This window comes from Nitrobacter vulgaris (assembly GCF_002028545.1).
In the GTDB taxonomy this organism is placed as follows: Bacteria; Pseudomonadota; Alphaproteobacteria; order Rhizobiales; family Xanthobacteraceae; genus Nitrobacter; species Nitrobacter vulgaris.
Genome location: NZ_MWPQ01000019.1, coordinates 17,098 through 33,671, shown reverse-complemented (window position 1 = coordinate 33,671; position 16,574 = coordinate 17,098). Strand labels below are relative to the sequence as shown.

General features: G+C 60.2%; 14 protein-coding genes and 1 tRNA gene. 10 read left to right on the top strand and 5 right to left on the bottom strand.

What is annotated here, in order from left to right; all coding sequences use genetic code 11:
* Positions 1 to 85: 85 nt before the first annotated feature.
* The 5 genes from B2M20_RS04385 to B2M20_RS04365 all read left to right on the top strand — a co-directional run bounded on the left by B2M20_RS04385 (position 86) and on the right by B2M20_RS04365 (position 5,286).
* A complete protein-coding gene (locus B2M20_RS04385) occupies positions 86 to 2,182 on the top strand; it encodes a methyl-accepting chemotaxis protein (RefSeq protein WP_079445867.1) in 2,097 nt (698 codons plus the stop codon).
* A 195-nt stretch (positions 2,183 to 2,377) separates the two neighbouring features.
* A complete protein-coding gene (locus B2M20_RS04380; protein WP_079445866.1) occupies positions 2,378 to 2,593 on the top strand; it encodes a CsbD family protein in 216 nt (71 codons plus the stop codon).
* A 265-nt stretch (positions 2,594 to 2,858) separates the two neighbouring features.
* On the top strand, positions 2,859 to 3,626 hold the full coding sequence (gene trhO / locus B2M20_RS04375; protein WP_079445865.1) for an oxygen-dependent tRNA uridine(34) hydroxylase TrhO: 768 nt from the start codon (positions 2,859 to 2,861) through the stop codon (positions 3,624 to 3,626).
* Positions 3,619 to 3,831 (top strand): SlyX family protein, encoded by a 213-nt coding sequence (locus B2M20_RS04370; RefSeq protein ID WP_079445864.1) that lies wholly within the window; start codon positions 3,619 to 3,621, stop codon positions 3,829 to 3,831. Before trhO ends, B2M20_RS04370 begins: the two co-directional genes overlap by 8 nt.
* Positions 3,832 to 3,969: 138 nt before the next feature.
* On the top strand, positions 3,970 to 5,286 hold the full coding sequence (locus B2M20_RS04365) for a DUF3422 family protein (protein ID WP_079445863.1): 1,317 nt from the start codon (positions 3,970 to 3,972) through the stop codon (positions 5,284 to 5,286).
* Positions 5,287 to 5,327: 41 nt separating this feature from the next.
* Here the strand turns inward: B2M20_RS04365 and B2M20_RS04360 are convergent, their stop codons facing one another.
* Positions 5,328 to 6,320 carry an NAD(P)H-dependent flavin oxidoreductase gene (locus B2M20_RS04360; protein ID WP_079445862.1) on the bottom strand — a complete coding sequence of 331 codons (993 nt, stop codon included), beginning with the start codon at positions 6,318 to 6,320 and terminating at the stop codon, positions 5,328 to 5,330.
* A 330-nt stretch (positions 6,321 to 6,650) separates the two neighbouring features.
* On the opposite strand from B2M20_RS04360, the gene B2M20_RS04355 reads away from it, so the two are divergent.
* From B2M20_RS04355 to B2M20_RS04340, 4 genes are all read left to right on the top strand, one after another.
* Complete coding sequence (locus B2M20_RS04355; protein ID WP_244553421.1) at positions 6,651 to 7,280, top strand: DUF2478 domain-containing protein; 630 nt, start codon at positions 6,651 to 6,653, stop codon at positions 7,278 to 7,280.
* A gap of 224 nt (positions 7,281 to 7,504) precedes the next feature.
* Positions 7,505 to 7,792 (top strand): hypothetical protein, encoded by a 288-nt coding sequence (locus tag B2M20_RS04350; RefSeq protein ID WP_079445861.1) that lies wholly within the window; start codon positions 7,505 to 7,507, stop codon positions 7,790 to 7,792.
* 761 nt (positions 7,793 to 8,553) lie between these two features.
* A complete protein-coding gene (locus B2M20_RS04345) occupies positions 8,554 to 11,796 on the top strand; it encodes an ATP-binding protein (RefSeq protein WP_079445913.1) in 3,243 nt (1,080 codons plus the stop codon).
* Between the two features lie 258 nt (positions 11,797 to 12,054).
* Positions 12,055 to 12,873, top strand: coding sequence for a formate/nitrite transporter family protein (locus tag B2M20_RS04340; protein ID WP_079445860.1), 819 nt, complete (start codon positions 12,055 to 12,057; stop codon positions 12,871 to 12,873).
* Between the two features lie 618 nt (positions 12,874 to 13,491).
* Here the strand turns inward: B2M20_RS04340 and B2M20_RS04335 are convergent.
* Entirely contained in the window at positions 13,492 to 13,917 is a 426-nt protein-coding gene (locus tag B2M20_RS04335) for a PadR family transcriptional regulator (protein WP_079445859.1), read from the bottom strand.
* A gap of 154 nt (positions 13,918 to 14,071) precedes the next feature.
* Positions 14,072 to 14,260 (bottom strand): hypothetical protein, encoded by a 189-nt coding sequence (locus B2M20_RS04330; protein ID WP_079445858.1) that lies wholly within the window; start codon positions 14,258 to 14,260, stop codon positions 14,072 to 14,074.
* 1,073 nt (positions 14,261 to 15,333) lie between these two features.
* Here B2M20_RS04330 and B2M20_RS04320 point away from each other — a divergent pair.
* Positions 15,334 to 15,408: transfer RNA gene (locus B2M20_RS04320), tRNA-Val, on the top strand.
* A gap of 47 nt (positions 15,409 to 15,455) precedes the next feature.
* Here the strand turns inward: B2M20_RS04320 and B2M20_RS04315 are convergent.
* On the bottom strand, positions 15,456 to 15,713 hold the full coding sequence (locus tag B2M20_RS04315; RefSeq protein ID WP_079445857.1) for a hypothetical protein: 258 nt from the start codon (positions 15,711 to 15,713) through the stop codon (positions 15,456 to 15,458).
* Between the two features lie 128 nt (positions 15,714 to 15,841).
* Positions 15,842 to 16,522 (bottom strand): metallophosphoesterase, encoded by a 681-nt coding sequence (locus tag B2M20_RS04310; protein ID WP_079445856.1) that lies wholly within the window; start codon positions 16,520 to 16,522, stop codon positions 15,842 to 15,844.
* Positions 16,523 to 16,574 lie beyond the last annotated feature (52 nt).

The following is a 16,574-nucleotide window of genomic DNA, read 5'->3' as shown; positions in this document are numbered from 1 at the left end:
CGTACTACAGCGACCAAACACCAGCCTCGATCAACTGAGAACGGTTGATCGGCGAAGAGTTCACCTGCATCGGAAGGATCCGAAAATGAAGGCGAAGATAAGCGTTACACTGCCCGCGATCGTCTCCGCGCTCGTCATGATAGGCGCACTTTCCGCCGGAATGTCGGCCTATCAAGCCTACGAACAGCGACAGCAATCTGAAGCATTCCTCGAAGTGAACCACATCTCGCAATTGCTGTTGCGAAGCGCGGGACAGTGGGCGGTGGAGCGCGGACTTACGAACGCGCCGCTGAAGTCTCCCGATGCGCTGCCCGCAGAACTCCGTCCTCAGATCGCCGAAACACGGCAAGCCGCCGATCGCGCATTTTCGGAGGCCGCTCAACTGCTGCGCGGAAATCCGGCGATGAAATCTGCGGAATCGAAAATCTCGGAGGCCGAGAGCGCTTTCCAGGGGTTCGTCGGATTTCGCACGCGCCTCGACGAGAATCTTCCCAAGCGGGGATCGGAACGGAACCCGGACGTCGTGGAGAGCTTCTCGCCGACCATCACCAAGCTGATTGACGTATCCGGCAACAGGCTGCGGCTCACTTTGGAAACGCTGACCCGCCCGCCTACAGCGGCCCTGACGCAATTGGTCAGCTTACGTCATCTGACTGCGCAGATGGCAGAGAACGCCGGAAGGGAGCGCGCGCTCTTCGGAGGGATGGTTGGCTCCCGCGCCAAGATTTCCACGACCAACTTGCGGACGATCGCTCGTTTCCGCGGAAATGTTGAGCTGGCATGGGAAACCATTTCACCGGCTCGTATGCGCGCCGACTTGCCGAGAAAAGTTGCTGATGCGATCTCGGGTGTCGAGAGAGATTATTTCCAGATCTACGGCCAGACTCGCGACGCCGTACTCGCGGCAGCCGAGACGGGTGAATACAAGATCAGCGGCAACGACTATGTGGCGCAGGCGACGACCGCGATCAATTCGATACTTCGGCTGGCCAATGCAGTCGGTGAAGCGGCCGACCAGGAGGCGGCCAAGGAGGCTGCAAACAGCTCATCCAAACTGCTCATCGCCGGCTTGATATTTCTGGGCTGTATCGCCCTCGCTTTTGTCAGCTTCTGGATAGCGTTCTCGCGAATCCTGCGGCCGTTGGCGGCGCTGACGACAGCGATGGGTGAACTCGCAAAAGGCAATTTCTCCGTCGTCCTGCCCGGGCTCGACCGCAAGGACGAAATGGGCGACATGGCGCGGGCGGTCGAAACCTTCAAGGTCAAGGCCGAGCAGAAGGCGCGCGATGAAGCGGAAGCCAAGATGCAGCAGGATCAACTTGCTGCGCAGCAGCGCAAAGCGGACATGCACCGCCTTGCCGATGGCTTCGAAGCGGCGGTCGGCGCAGTGATCCAGACCGTATCCTCGGCGGCGACCCAACTCGAAGATTCGGCGACCGCCTTGACCAAGACGGCCGAGCAAACCCATCAGCTGTCATCAGCTGTGGCAGCGGCTTCCGAGGAGGCAACGGTCAACGTTCAGTCTGTGGCCTCTGCAAGTGAGGAAATGGCGGCCTCCGTGAATGAAATCAGCCGGCAGGTGCAGGAAGCCTCGAGGATCGCAAACGACGCGGCGCAGAAGGCTCATAGCGCCGACCAGCGTATCAATTCGCTGTCGCAGGCATCCACGAAGATCGGAGACGTGGTTGAACTTATCAATACGATTGCCAGCCAGACCAATCTCCTGGCACTCAATGCAACGATCGAGGCCGCTCGCGCTGGTGAAGCCGGCCGGGGGTTTGCCGTCGTAGCGTCCGAGGTCAAGGCGTTGGCCGAACAGACCGCGAAGGCCACCGCCGAAATCGGCCAGCAGATTACAAGCATCCAGTCGGCGACTGACGACTCTGTCGATAACGTGAAGGAAATCGGGATCGTCATCGGAAAGATCGCGGAGATTTCTGCCACGATCGCTTCGGCAGTCGAAGAGCAGGCGTCGGCAACTCAGGAGATATCCCGCAACGTCCAGCAGGCTGCTGCCGGAACCTCAGAAGTTTCCTCCAACATTATCGAGGTCAGCAACGGAGCTTCGGTGACAGGCAGCGCCTCCACGCAGGCCCTTGCGGCGGCGAAGTCCCTGTCCGGGGACACTGGTCGTCTCAAGCAGGAGGTCGAGAAATTTCTCGCAACGGTCAGAGCTGCTTAGTCGGGGACGATATCCTCGATCCATAGCCGCATCTGGCGCGAACATGAATCATGAGCGGATCACCCTTTCGACCCGCTCATGGACCTCTCTTCTGAATTTCTTTTTGAATGCGGAACGGCACGTCCCTTTTCCACCGCAGGAACCCTTCAACGCATTGCACGTTATGGTGCAGGCTGACGTGAAGGAGAAAAACTTATGGGTTCCACTACCGACAAGATCAAGGGTACCGTCAACGAAGCAATCGGTAAGGCCAAACAGGGAATTGGCGAAGCGGTCGGTTCGGAGAAGCTTCAGGGTGAAGGCGCGATTCAAGAATTAAAGGGTAAGGGTCAGAACGCGCTTGGCGACGCCAAGGAAGCGACCAAGGACGCTGCTGACAAAGCAGCAGCCGCAATCAACAAGAAACTCTGATCTGACTAATCTTGATCCAACTAAAACGTGCGTCGCATTTTGACGTGAATGGCCGGCCCTTTGCGGGCCGGCTTTTTCTATGCGACGAAGTATTCCCTGACGGTCGAACGGCAACAGAACCTCGTATGCAACGGCCGTTGCAGATGGCAGCAGAAGACCGGTCTGCACGACGAAGCGGGACAGAAAGGGACATTATCCGCTATCGACCCTCTATTGAATTATTGCATGGGTTTCGCGACGCGGTGCTGGCTGCTAAACCCGCCCCATGCTCAAGGTCGCCGCTTTGTACCAATTTACGCCGCTGCCGAATTTTCGCGAGTTGCGCGAACCGCTGCGCGCGCTGTGCGCCGGGCGGTCCATCAAGGGCTCGATCCTGCTCGCTGCCGAGGGCATCAACGGGACCGTCGCCGGAATGCCGAGCGCAATCGACACGCTGGTATCAGAATTACGGACCGGCCCGCTGTTCTCCGGCCGGCTGAATAATCTCGAGCTGAAATTCTCGCATGCCTCGACGATGCCGTTTGCACGGCTGAAGGTCCGGCTCAAGAAAGAGATCGTGACGCTGGGCGACCCCGCGACCGATCCGACCCGCGCGGTCGGCATCTACGTCGGCCCGAGGGACTGGAATGAACTGATCGCCACGCCCGGCACACTTCTGATCGATGTCCGCAATGCCTTCGAGGTGGCGATGGGCAGCTTTGAAGGCGCTGTCGATCCGCAACTCTCCCGTTTCGGAAAGTTCAAGGATTTCGCCGCGCGAGAACTCGATCCGCACAAGCATCACAGGATCGCAATGTTTTGCACAGGCGGGATTCGTTGTGAGAAAGCAAGCTCCTACCTGCTGTCGCGCGGGTTCGGGGAAGTCTATCACCTCAAGGGCGGCATCCTGAAATACCTCGAGGACATTCCTGAAAGCGAAAGCCGCTGGCGAGGCGAATGTTTTGTATTCGATGACAGAATCGCTCTCAGTCACGGGCTGAAGGAATCCCGATCCCCGGACCAGATGATGGACGGAATGCCGCGCGATGACTGACAAGACTTCCGCGGACCGTATCGATGCGCTGGAGATGCGCGCAACGTACCAGGAGGAATCCATCGAGGCCCTGAATCAGGTCGTCACTGCGCAGTGGAAGCAGATCGACTCGCTGATGCGACAGATTGCCGAACTCGGCGAGCGCTTGCGGGAGGCGGAAGCCGGGCGGCCAGCCCCGGCTAGCGAGCCGCCGCCGCATTATTGAGGCGCGCGTGACCCGTTTGCTCCGGATCGCCGTTGATCGGCAATCGTTCTCGGCTTATCAGGAAGCGCAACACCGCGCATCGGTGCCGCGGTCGTTGCACCGTCAACAGAACAAGCGACGTACGCCGGAAAGGATCGCATGAGCGCGGAAGTCTCGATTGGGGACGCAGAGTCCGCCCGGCTTGCTCCGCATCCGCTCCGCACCGCGATTCTCGGCGAGCTCCATGCGCGGCCCTTCACGGCGCTGACCGTTCCCGCCCGAATTCTGCATTTCGCGTTCGACACGGCCGGCGAGCGCGCGCAGATAGACCTCGCCAACCTCGCGAAATTCTGCTCGGCACGTGGCCTGCCCGTACCGACCGCCTCCGAACGGCACTATCGCGTGGCCTTCGGCACCACGACGCTGCGGTGGGAGCAGCATTCCGAATTTACGACCTACACCTGGGAATTGCACTCTCCTGCCGAGGGCATTCCGTTTCACCCGCCCGCCGCCGCGCTAGCTGCCCCAATGCAACTTGTGCCGCAGCCCGGGCCGTTGCTTGTGGCGATCGACATGCATGTGCTCGCCGACGGGCCCGCTGTTCAACCGCCAGAGCGACTGTTCGAGCGAACCAGTCTGGCGCTTGCCGAAAACAACGATGGCGCAGCGATTTACGCCACGGACTTCCAGCCCGACCCGTCCGGATTCGTGAAAATCCTGGTGGTCGACCGCAAGCTCAATCCCGATCGCGCCGGCGCGCTGGCGCAACGCGTGATCGAGATTGAGACCTATCGCACGCTCGCTTTGCTCGGCCTGCCCGAGGCGCAGCGGCTCGCGCCTTCGATCAGCGAGGTCGAGCAGCGCCTTGCCGAAGTGACCGACAAGATGCGCAATAACGGCAATCTCGCGGACAACCGCCACCTGCTCGACGAACTGACGGCGCTGGCCGCGGAGGTCGAGGCTGGCGCGGCGGCGAGCGTGTTTCGTTTCGGCGCCAGCCGCGCCTATTACGAGATCGTGCAGCAGCGGCTGACGACCATCGGCGAGCGGAAGGTGTCCGGTCTGCCGACATGGACGTCATTTCTGGCGCGGCGAATGGCGCCGGCTATGCGAACCTGCGTGACCACCGAGGCGCGTCAGGAAAACCTGTCGTTCAAGCTGTCGCGGGCGGCAAACCTGCTGCGCACGCGGGTCGATGTCGAACTCGAACAGCAGAATCAGGAACTGCTAAAATCGATGAACGCCCGCACCCGGATGCAACTGCGGCTGCAAACCACCGTCGAGGGGCTGTCGGTTGCGGCCATCACCTATTATGTGGTCAGCCTGTTCGGCTACGTCGCAAAGGCGCTCCATGAGTCCGGAACGGTCGCGATCGAGCCGGGCTATCTGACGGCGGGCTTCATTCCGGTGGCGGCGTTAACGATCTGGTCGATCGTGCGCCGTATTCGCCACAAGCACATCGGCCACGACAGCTAAGTTTTCGACAGCGCCGAGACCACAGCCGATTCTCGAATCCGCTAAGCCATAGCCATTTTGCCGTCGAGCAGACCTGTCAGCCGCTGACGGATGATGCGCTCTGCACCGCCCATGATGCGATCGATCAGCTCCTTGCAGCTCGGCACGTCGTCGATCAAACCAACCGTCATGCCGCAGCTCCAGGCGCCGGCATCCAAGTCGCCTTCAACCATGACCTTGGGATAGATGCCGGCGACCTCCTCGATAATGTCTTCGATCTTGAGGCTCTCGCCTTTCTCCCGCTCGATCTCCATGAGTCTCTCGACCTTGCGGTTGTTCAAGACACGCTCAGTGTTGCGCAGCGCGCGCATGATCAGCCGGGTATCGCGTTCGGAGGCCGCGACCAGCGCCTTCTTCACGTTGTCATGCACCGGCGCCTCTTTCGTGGCTATGAAGCGCGTGCCCATGTTCATGCCGTCGGCACCGAGCGCCAACGCGGCGACCAGGCTGCGCGCATCTGCCATGCCGCCCGACGCCACGAACGGAATCTTGAGTTCGTCGGCGGCGCGCGGCAGCAGAATCATGTTGGGGATGTCGTCCTCGCCCGGGTGACCGCCGCACTCGAAGCCGTCGACGCTGACCGCGTCGCAACCGATCTGTTCCGCTTTCAGCGCGTGCCTCACGGAGGTGCATTTGTGGATCACCTTGATGCCGGCAGCCTTGAGCGCGGCCATGTACTGCTCCGGATTGCGGCCCGCCGTCTCGACGATCCTGACGCCGCCTTCCACGATCGCCTGGATATATTCAGGGTATGGCGGCGCGGTGAACGCGGGGAGAAACGTCAGATTTACACCGAACGGCTTATCGGTCATGCCACGGCAACGCGCGATTTCCTTCGCCAGCAGGTCCGGCGTCTTCTGGGTCAATCCGGTGATGATGCCGAGACCACCCGCATTCGAGACCGCGGAGGCAAGCTCGGCGAAGCCGACATAATGCATGCCGCCCTGGATGATCGGATGCTGGATGCCGAATAGTTTTGTAATGGCCGTTTTCACACATAGCTCCCGATTCGCTTGCTGTGGCGGACGCTCCGGCAAGGTCCCATTCTGTCATCAATCCGACAAGCGCGTTCCGCGCTGCTGACCACGCAAGGGCAGACAGACCCTTCATATGGGATCACTTGACAGGCCGCTTTGCGTCGGTTTCACTTGCCCTGATAGACCATTCCGTGGCCTGCCTGTCGCAATGAGGCAGCGTATTGCTGATCGTGACGCCGCTCTGAAACAGCACCAGCGGCTTTCTCCGCGCCGGAAAAAGCGCGGGCCGGGAAATGAGCAACGTAAAAAGAACCGAGCAGCGATCAAATCAAAACAAGAATTCAAGACATGGCTGATGCAGAAGAGGGAACGATGGAGCGGCGCCCTGCTCCCCAAATTTCTGCCGAGCATACGGACCCCGGCCTGAGGCCGATCGGGGTGGTGGCTTACGATGACGGTCTCGTCAGGGATGCTCTGATAGCTCAATGCGCTGCCGTTCTGATCGCTTCCAGCTACAAGCTCGGTGGCGTCGTCCAGTCAAACCCGCATCGGGAAGGCCGGCGTCGATGCGACATGTATGTCAAGGATCTGTTGTGCGGTGACGAGGTCAAGATCTCGCTGGACCGCGGTAACGAAGCAAGGGGCTGCCGGCTTGATCAGGACGCCTTCGCGCGCATCGACGCCTGGATCGAGCGCGCGGTGCTCGAACACGTCGATTTGGTGGTCATCAACAAGTTTGGCAGGGAAGAAGCGCACGGCCGGGGGCTGCGAGCGGTCATTGCCGAGGCCCTGATTGCCGATATCCCGCTTCTCATCGGTGTTTCCACGCAAAACCTCGGTGACTTTCTGGCTTTCGCCGGAGATTCAGCCACGCGTCTGAAACCCGACATCGAGACAATGACGGCCTGGTGCCGGAACGCGATTGAACGCCGGGCTCACGATCGATGCGAACCGGGACTTCCGTCGGTGGGAGCCTAGTCAAAAGCCCGATTGCAACGGATAGGCAACGACGGATCGGCAAAGAAAGGCTGCTGGCTGGATGAACTGGAAAAGGCTAGTCTCGAATCTGGCGCACCTTTGTTAGAGAGCGGACGGCGCCATGCCACCACCGGCCCGCGCCCAGAACGACTCCAAAGGCTCCAAACGGTACCAGACAAACAGCAACCTCTAAATTCTCTGACACAAACAGATGAAACGACGCGATGGATGATAAACAGATCCTCCAGAATGCAACTCGCAGTGCAGCCCAGGCGGGTATGATTACGCTTGTGTTCGAGAATTTTACCGCCCAACTGATCCGATATGTCCTCAGTGGGCACCTCCTCGATGATACGTCTCTCATGACACTCCGAGACAACTGCCTCCGCGACCTGAAGAACTCCACAATCACTGGAATGTCGTTGGAAGACGAGGCGGAGATCTTCAGGCAGGCCGTCGAAAACGCAGAGAAGCTACTCGATGCCGCGATCGCCCGGGGACGGGAGATCTAGCATCTGCGGCCGGTTCCGACCTCCATCATGATAATGGAGCGACGCATCGCCCCCAAAGGAACGACAGTTTGTCGGCCGTCTCGCTCTGCTTGCGGGATCGCAGCGGGCGCGTCCTCTTTCCTGGTCGTTCTGATTTCCAGCTAGCTGGGCACGTTGACGCCTTGGTTCCAAGCCCTTACAGACTCGAGCCCACGGGAAAATCTGATAACCGATGGAGCGCGGGGGCACGGAACGGCGGTAGCCTTGACCACGATTTTACCCGGCCTCCCGACATGGGGCCGACGCAAGCAAGGGCAGCCAGTTCGAACCGACAGCCCCGAGCTGAGGGAATGAAGAATGCCGTGAAATAGTGCTTGACTTCGAAAGCTCGTACGAGGCTTGCTCGGCGCTTACCGCGTCACGGTGCACACTATTGCTGTTATCGTTTCGCAGAACTCTAACCTAGCGGCTTCGGCCACTTCGTACCCGTGACGGCTGTGTACCCGTGACGGCTGTGGTGGTTTCGGGCTGGAGCGCTGCCGGTCCGGACTTGAACACCTGCCGGCGGACACCGACTTTGTACGACGCATGCTTCCAGCGATCGTTCGAATGCGGACCATGCCGAGAGCTTTTCACGAGGCGCCAGTCAAGATCTTCGCGCCGTCGGTACGGCGCTTCGGCGCGAATTCGACGATCGTCTTTTTGGCGGATGTCGCGGCCAGGTCGGATTTGTCCGACTCCACGACGATGTTATAAACTAGTTGTTCAGTGAGGTTTCCACGATGTCGGTATCCGTTAGCAGCACGATCGAGGAGATGCAGGCGGAGCGCAACGTGCTCCAAAGCTTTGCCAACGATCGCGCACGCGACTTCGTCGGCAGGCAGTCGGTCCTTGCGCGCGTCACCGACCTCTGTCTCTCCCCTGCCAAGGAGCTTTCCCCCACGAGGGAAGGCGCGCCATGGGGGATCTGCATCACCGGCGATCCGGGCTCGGGCAAGAGCGCACTGTTCGGCGAGCTTCTCCGCCGCATGAAGGAAACTGATGCCTTCGTTCTCGCCCATGCTGCGGAGGCAGCCCCGCGGGCTTCATCGATCGATGCCATGCTGCGCCGCTGGATTACCGAACTCGGCAGCGCCCTCGGCGCCGGCGATGTTGACCTCGCCGCCAATATCGACCCGGAGATTGTCGAGCGGGCTTTCGCCTCCCTGCTCGCGCGGATGGCTTCGCAACGGCGCGTGATTATCCTGATCGACGCGATCGATCAGTTCAAGAAGACCTCGCGCGGGAAGTTTACCACCTGGTTGCCACGGCTTTGGCCGATCAATGCGCGCGTGGTCGCAACCGGCCTTGCCGGAGGCGCCTCCAAGGCGCTGGCCGAACGTTCGGGCATGGAAGCGCTGACCCTCCCGCCACTGGAGGCGCCCGAAGCGATCATCGACGCGGTATGCAAACGCAACCAGCGCAAGCTGGCCTCCCCGGTGATTGACGCTCTGCTCGCGAAGAAGCATGCGGGCGGGTCGGCTTGGGCCAATCCGTTGTGGCTGATGGTTGCGCTCGAGGAACTCGAGCTGCTCGCTACCAGTGATTTTGCCGACATGCAGCGCGAATATACTGGCACTCCGGAGGAGCGTCGGCAGAATGCGATGCTGGATGCGGTCGGCGCCATGCCTACGGACATCCTGCTCCTCTATCGCGCAACATTCGATAGCGCGGCCGAGCTGTTGGGTCCCGCGATCGCGGCGGCGTTTATCGGTCTTCTTTCGGCAGGCCGGACTGGATGGCGAGAGAGTGACTTTCGTCAATTGTTGCCTCAGGTCAGCGGCGAAGCCTGGGACCAGAAGCGCTTTGCTGCGCTGCGCAACCTGTTCCGCGGCCAGATTCACCAGCATGGCGATCTTGCGCAACTGGATTTCAACCACGCTCAGGCGCGGGCTGCCGCCCGCTCGCGCCTTGCCGCGCTACGCGTCTCGAATCCCGAACTGCACCTGCTGATCGCAGATCACCTTCTGACGCTTGCACCCGGCGACCCGCTGCGGGTGTCTGAAACCATGATCCATCTTTTGGCAAGCAAGGACGATGTCCGTGCTGCCCGGTACTATGGCGATCCAGCGCTTGGCGAAAAGGAGCTGCGAGGCGCCACACAAGCGCTCGCTGATGCGATCATCTCGCCGGCTGCCGGCACTTCGGCGAGCGCGGCCCGAGAGATATGCCGTCTGCTTGAGAACCCCGATAATTCTGTCCGCGCAAGCGCGGCCGAGCGTTTGCTCGTCAGTTTTGACGATGTGGCGGGTCGGCACCTTCCTTCCGATGTTCGCCTGATCGTCCTGAATGCGATCGAACAAACGTTTCAGCAACTACTCCGCGCCGAACCCGACAATGCCGGCTGGCAGCGCAATCTGTCGGTTGCACATGATCGTGCCGGCGACGTGCTGGTGGCGCAGGGCAAGCTGCCTGAAGCGCTCAAGTCGTTCCGTGAAGGACTTGCGATCCGAGAGCGGCTGACGAGCAAGACTCCCGACAATGCCGGGCTGCAACACGATTTATCAATCTCGCACGAGAAGGTCGGCGACCTGCTTGCGGTGCAAGGCAAACTGGACGAGGCGCTGGAATCGATCCGCAAGCAGCTCGCCATTGTCGAACGGCTGGCGAACGGCGCCCCCGGCGACACCGATCTGCAGAGCGAGCTGTCGCTGTGTCACGAGAAGATCGGTGAAGCGCTGATGGCGCAAGGCAATCTTCCGGAGGCGCTGGGAGCGTTCCAAAACCAGCTCGAGATCACTGAGCGGCTGGCGCGCGGCGCCGACACCGACGACAACAAATGGCAACGCGATCGGACGCTCGCCTACGACCGCGTCGGCGACGTGCTGTTGGCGCAGGGCAAGCTGCCGGAGTCTCTCGAATTTTTCCGCAACGGGCTCACGATCAAGGAGCGGGTCGCCAAGGCCCATCCCGATAACACGAGCTGGCAGCGCAGTCTGTCAATCTCTCATGATCGTATCGGGGATGTGCTGGTCGCGCAGGGCAAGCTGTTCGACGCGTTGAAATCCTTCCGCACAGGGCTTGAGATCGCGCAGCAGATGGCACGCACCGAGCCCGAGAATGTCGGCTGGCAGCGTGATCTGTCAGTGTCGCACGCCAAGATCGGCGACGTGCACGTGGCGCAGAGCAGTCTGCCCGACGCGTTGAAAGCCTTCCATGAAGGGATGACCATCAGGCAGCGTTTGGCAAACGCCGACCCCGACAATGTTGACTGGCAGCGCGGCCTGGCGGTGTCCTACGACCGCATCGGCGACGTGCTGATGGCTCAGGACAACATGGCCGATGCGCTGAAGGCCTTCGAGGATCAGTTCGCGATTGCCGAACGACTAGCGCGGATCGACCCGGGCAACGCCGGCTGGCAACGCGATCTGTCTGTATGCCATGAAAAAGTTGGCGACGTGCAGATGGCGCAGGGCAACCTGCCCGAGGCGTTGAAATCCTATCGCGCGGGACTCGCGATCAGAGAGCGGCTGGCGCGCAACGATCCCGATAACGTCAGCTGGCAACGCAGTTTGTCGGTGTCACACGATTGTATCGGCGACGTGTTGGAAGCACAGAGCGAAGTGGAGGAAGCGCTGAAAGCCTTCCGCGAAGGGCTTGAAATCAGGAAACGGCTGGCGCAGCGCAGTCCTGATAACGTCGGTTGGCTGCGCGATCTGACGGTATCTTACGATCGTATCGGCGAAGTGCTGGAAGCGCAGGGCAATGTGGACGAGGCCGAGAAATCCTTTCTTGAAGGGCTTGCGATCATGGAGCGGCTGTCGCTTGCCGATCCCGGCAACGTCGATCTGCAGCGCGGTGTTGCTGTGAGCCAAGGGCACCTGGCGGAGATGTATCGCCGGTCCAACGACCACAATAACGCGCTGGCTGCGCTGCGGCAGGGACAAGCTGCCATGGAACGGGTTGTCATGCGCGCACCCGACAATGCCGGCTGGAAAAAAGATCTGGACTGGTTCACCGAACAGATTGCGACCTTGACGGATTAGTCGGTCCATCCTCCAGGTAAACAAAGATCAGCACGGCGCTTTGCAGCTGCGCTGGCGATCGCTTGCGCCTCGTTAAAAGCGCTCAATGGTTCTGCCCGCGCGTGGGATTCTACCCGCGCGTGTCGAGTCCGATTCGCGCGCGGCTACCCCGGCCTCGCCGTTGCACGATATACAGATATCTGATATGCATTTGAGTGATAACGGCGCTGCCTGAACGGGGCGGTGATCGGAAAAATCAAATACACAGGGGGGAACGCAATGGCCGATTATGCGAACGCCAGCGTTGTGATCGAAACGGTGCCGCCGTCCGATATGGGCGCCGCGATTGCGGCGGATGCCGCCAAGAAAGCTAAGTTCGGTACCATTCACCTACTCATTCGCGGCTTCTTGTGTACACCCTTTCTGGCCTATGGAGCCTGTGTGACCTTCGCCATGGTTGCAGCGGGCATACCGCTCGCGGTAGCCGGACTTGTCTTCCCGGCGGGCTACGTCACACTGAGCTTCCTCGGCCTGGAGATGGCGACGGGCAGCTTCGCGACGATGCCCATCGGCATGTACGCCGGGACGATTACGCCGTTCCAGTTAGTTCGTAACTGGACATGGACTATGGTGGGCAACCTTCTGGGAGGCATATTCTTCGGCTGGCTGCTGTGGTTCTCATTGACCAAAGGCGGGTCCATCGAGCCGGACAGCATGCTCAAAGTGATCGCCAAGACCGCCGAGAGCAAGGTGAGCTATATCCATTACGGCGCGATTGGCTGGTGCGCCGCCATTGGCAAAGGCGTCCTTTGTAACTGGCTGGTGAGCCTCGGGTCCGTCATGTCCAAAGCCACGCGCAGCACCCTGGGCCGGGTGGTGCTGATGTGGATCCCGATCGGGATGTTCTTCGCGCTGGGATTCGAGCACACCGTGGTCAACATGTGGCTGTTCCCAACCGCTATCCTCTCGGGTGCCAACGTGAGCATCTACGAGTGGTGGGTATGGAATCAGATCCCGGTCACAATCGGCAATATCCTGGGTGCGATGGTGCTCAACGGCACACTGTGGTACTTCACGCATACCCTGCAGAGGGACTAGAGCTTTTCCGCTTCTGATTCCGATGGAATCAGAAGCGGAACTCTATCTTATGTTTTGACGCGTTTTCTTTACGCGAACCGGCATCCACTTCGTTCGAAAACGCTATAGAACGATTGCCGATTGCATAGACCCGATCTGTGCTCTTGCAATATGCGCGGGGATGGCCGGTTCGAAGAACGATGTTGTTCGACCGCCTATGACCCGCGCATCCTGATAGTTCTCGAAAGAAGAATTGCGCGGTCAGCGCCCAGACATCTGTGATCAGAACAAATTGCGAGCTATGGCTGCGGGTTTCCGATCCGGCAGACAGCGTGAATCAGATCACAAGCTCCTTGAGACTCATCAACGATTCAGTTCGCTCGGAAAGGCTCTGGAGCTTTCAGAAGGTTGTCCGTCTGAACTGAACCGAGGAAGCTGAGGTTGCAAAGCTTCGATATCCTCGAGCCTATACAACATCCACAAGAATGCGCCCCTGACACCGAAAGGTCGAGCGGCTGGTGCCGAGCGTGATCGAAGGCGGCCTCACAAAGGCCGCGGCTGCGCTCCGTTATGCCGCGATCGTCCCCACCAACCCGTTCACTTCAAAGCGTCGCCGCGCCAGCTTCGTTTTACGCAAGGCTATTTCCTCGGCATCGCCGCACGGGCAAGGACATCCAGCAGTCCCTCCGTAGCATCCGCGTCGGCCTCCTTCTGCCTTTCCGCAACTCCGAGAGCCTGCCGCCAGCGGGTGACGCGCTCGCCGAGAGCCTTCAGACGATTTAGGACGGCATCGGCGCGATCACGATGCTGCTCAAGATAGGCGTGGCCTTCGTCCGTGATGGTGAAAAGTCTCGGAGGATCAGCAGATGCGGTCAGACAGCGCTCTTCCACAAGCTTGGCCAGCATCGGATGAACGACGTTGGGACCGGGTAAAAACCAGTCAGCCGTCATTTTCTCGATCGTTTGGATGACGTCGTAGCCGTGACGGGGCGCCTCGGAGATAAGTGAGAGCGCAATGAGACGCAGATCCTCTTCGGCCACACCCTTCGATGATGGAGCCGTCATTTCTATTCTCCGTGAAGATATCTTTGCTCGAAAGAAACCCATATTATGCTGTAACGCAAGATATTTCCTTTGCTATCCTGACTGCCCGGTCGCATTCCGTGCCGGTTCCAACAACCGTCGGCGGTTCAGCTCGTCGTGACGTCAGGATCCCGCTCTAATCGCGGCCGCCCTTTTCATCCATCCGCTTCACGGTGAGGCCTCGCGGCAAAACCTGACCGCCTTGCTCGTCGGCGACGGGAATATCCGAAATGAGGCCAGCCCGCAGCGCATTTTGCCAGGCACCCAATTCCGTCGACGCTGATTCGCCGATACGTACGTCGTGATCAAAGAGTGCGTAAGGCATGGCGTTCCTCCCGATGATTCAATTTGCCAACCGTCAGAAACACCGGTCGTTCCCTCGCCAATAAAGGGGTACGCCTTTCCGCAACGGCGAGTGTCTGCTGGTGGGCAATCCCGAACGCCTCGTAAGACACCCGCGAACAGACCCGCACGCTCCACAGTAACAGCCGGATCAGCGCGGCACCGCCTGACACTGCACGATCGGACTATTGCTTGCGCCTCTGAAAAGCCGACCGAAAAGAACTGTGTCAATCATGTTGCAGCCGAATCAGCAAACATGGGCCATTCTTGCCGCGTATGGCTGCAAACAAGGTAACGGCAGTACACAGGGCTGGACGACCTCCATAGCTCGCCTTAGCCATTCCTGAAAGGGAATGGCTTTTTTTCTTGATCCCCTTGAAGCCACCCTCACAGCATCATCTGGGCAAATGTCAGCAAAACATCCGCACACGATTTCTCCACGTCGCCGGCACGTAGGCTTGACGCGAAACGGGCATAACCAGCATCACTTCGGCGTCTGCAACCCCGAGGAATTTGCCCAGCCCTCTATATGGGCCGCAATGTCCGATAGACGGCGTTTCCTCAACGCTTCATCCCCGCGCGCGTACGGAGGAAGTTCGTCGGTAGCCTTGCGGACACCTGCCACAAACTCGGCCAGACGATCTTTCAAGGACTTTAGCTGACGAGAACCACGTTGCACCCTCATGGCGTTGCTCCCTGCTTCAAAAGGGGGCGGAGCGCGGGCAGCGTTCTCCGGAACCTTAAGAGTATGCACCTGGCGCTGTCGGAAAGCGAGTCAGTTGTTCGGGAATGAGATCGTCCGCCAACCGCCCTTGCGGGATCCGCTGGCGGTTCAGGTTCAGTGATGGCCCGCTGACAGACGTAGACGGCTGGACCGCAGTGACTGGTTATGGTTCGGAACTGCCTTGGTTTCCCTTGGCTTCCCTTGGCTTCGAGCGGCAGGTACAAGTTCGCTTGACACTCCTGCCCTGCATTCCCTAAATCGCGGCTTCGTCGCCGCGCCGGGTCGGATTCGACACCGAGGCCTGGGAATCCTTCACGGCAGATGGCGATTCCGGGCGCATAGCTCAGCGGGAGAGCGTTCCCTTCACACGGGAGAGGTCCAAGGTTCGATCCCTTGTGCGCCCACCATTTTGGATTTAGCCACGCGGCGCGCCCTCATGGCCCCGCCCGATCAGTCACAACAATTTTGTTCGCGCGAACAACGCTCGCAATGCATCGGTCGCCTTGCGGCTCAGCATCGCGTTGCCAGCGGCGGCCTCGAGCGCGGCGCACGCGTCCTCGTGCAGCGTGCTAAACTCCACCCACTCGGCGGTGCTCAGGCGGGTGATGAAGTCGTAGGCCTGTCCGACCGTAGCGATGGCGACGGACTCGCCATTCAGCGTGATGCGGAACGTCGCCTGCAGTTTCGTAACCGAGTTCGAGACCTTGTCCATTGCCACACGAAGACCTGCGCCGCGAGCAGCCGTCAAGATAAAACCATCCGGCTATCCCACGAAAGAAACCGGTCGTCTTCTTATCCGAGGGGCGTGCGGTTCCAGCTTTAACCTCTTCAAAGCCGGCGTCACGAGGTCGAGGTCCCTTGAGTCGAGCCATGAACGACGATGAAATCGACCGGCCCACCAGGATATGCATCATCGAACACGCCAGTCACGAGGCGGCCGGTTCGCCACGCCCTGGTGTCGAGATTGGTCCGGCCTTGGTACATTTCCGGTCCCTCAGCAAACGAGTTGTGTCCATGCACGATATGACGGCCCTCGAATCCGGCCGCTTCGCCTTGGGGATAGCGTTTCCAGAGCAGCGTGATTTCGGGCTGCGCGTCAAGTCCAACTCCGGGATCGAGCCCGGCGTGAACATAGATGCGGTGCGCATCGATATGCATGAGCGGCAGCGCCTCGAGCCAGGCAATGTCGGCCTCCGGAATCACGAAGGGATCACTGCCGTAGGATTCCAGGACCGCATCGCCGCCGTGTTCCAGCCAGCGCGTCATTTCCGCGGGGTCACGCCACGCCGTAACCATCATCGCATCGTGATTGCCCTTGAGCGGAACGAAGGTCCAGCCGTCCGGCATTCCGCGCCGCAAGCGAGCGATGACCTTGCTGCTGTCCGGCCCCTTGTCGACATAGTCGCCGAGCATGACGAGCGTCCCCCCATTGCCAGCGGCGTGGGCATGAACTCCGTGCAAGGCCTCGCTCAACAGATCGAAGCGGCCGTGGATGTCGGGAATGACATAGGTCAGGCTCATGAAGGCTCCCGCACCCGGGGCACCTCCCCGCCGCGCTCAACGCATCGACCAT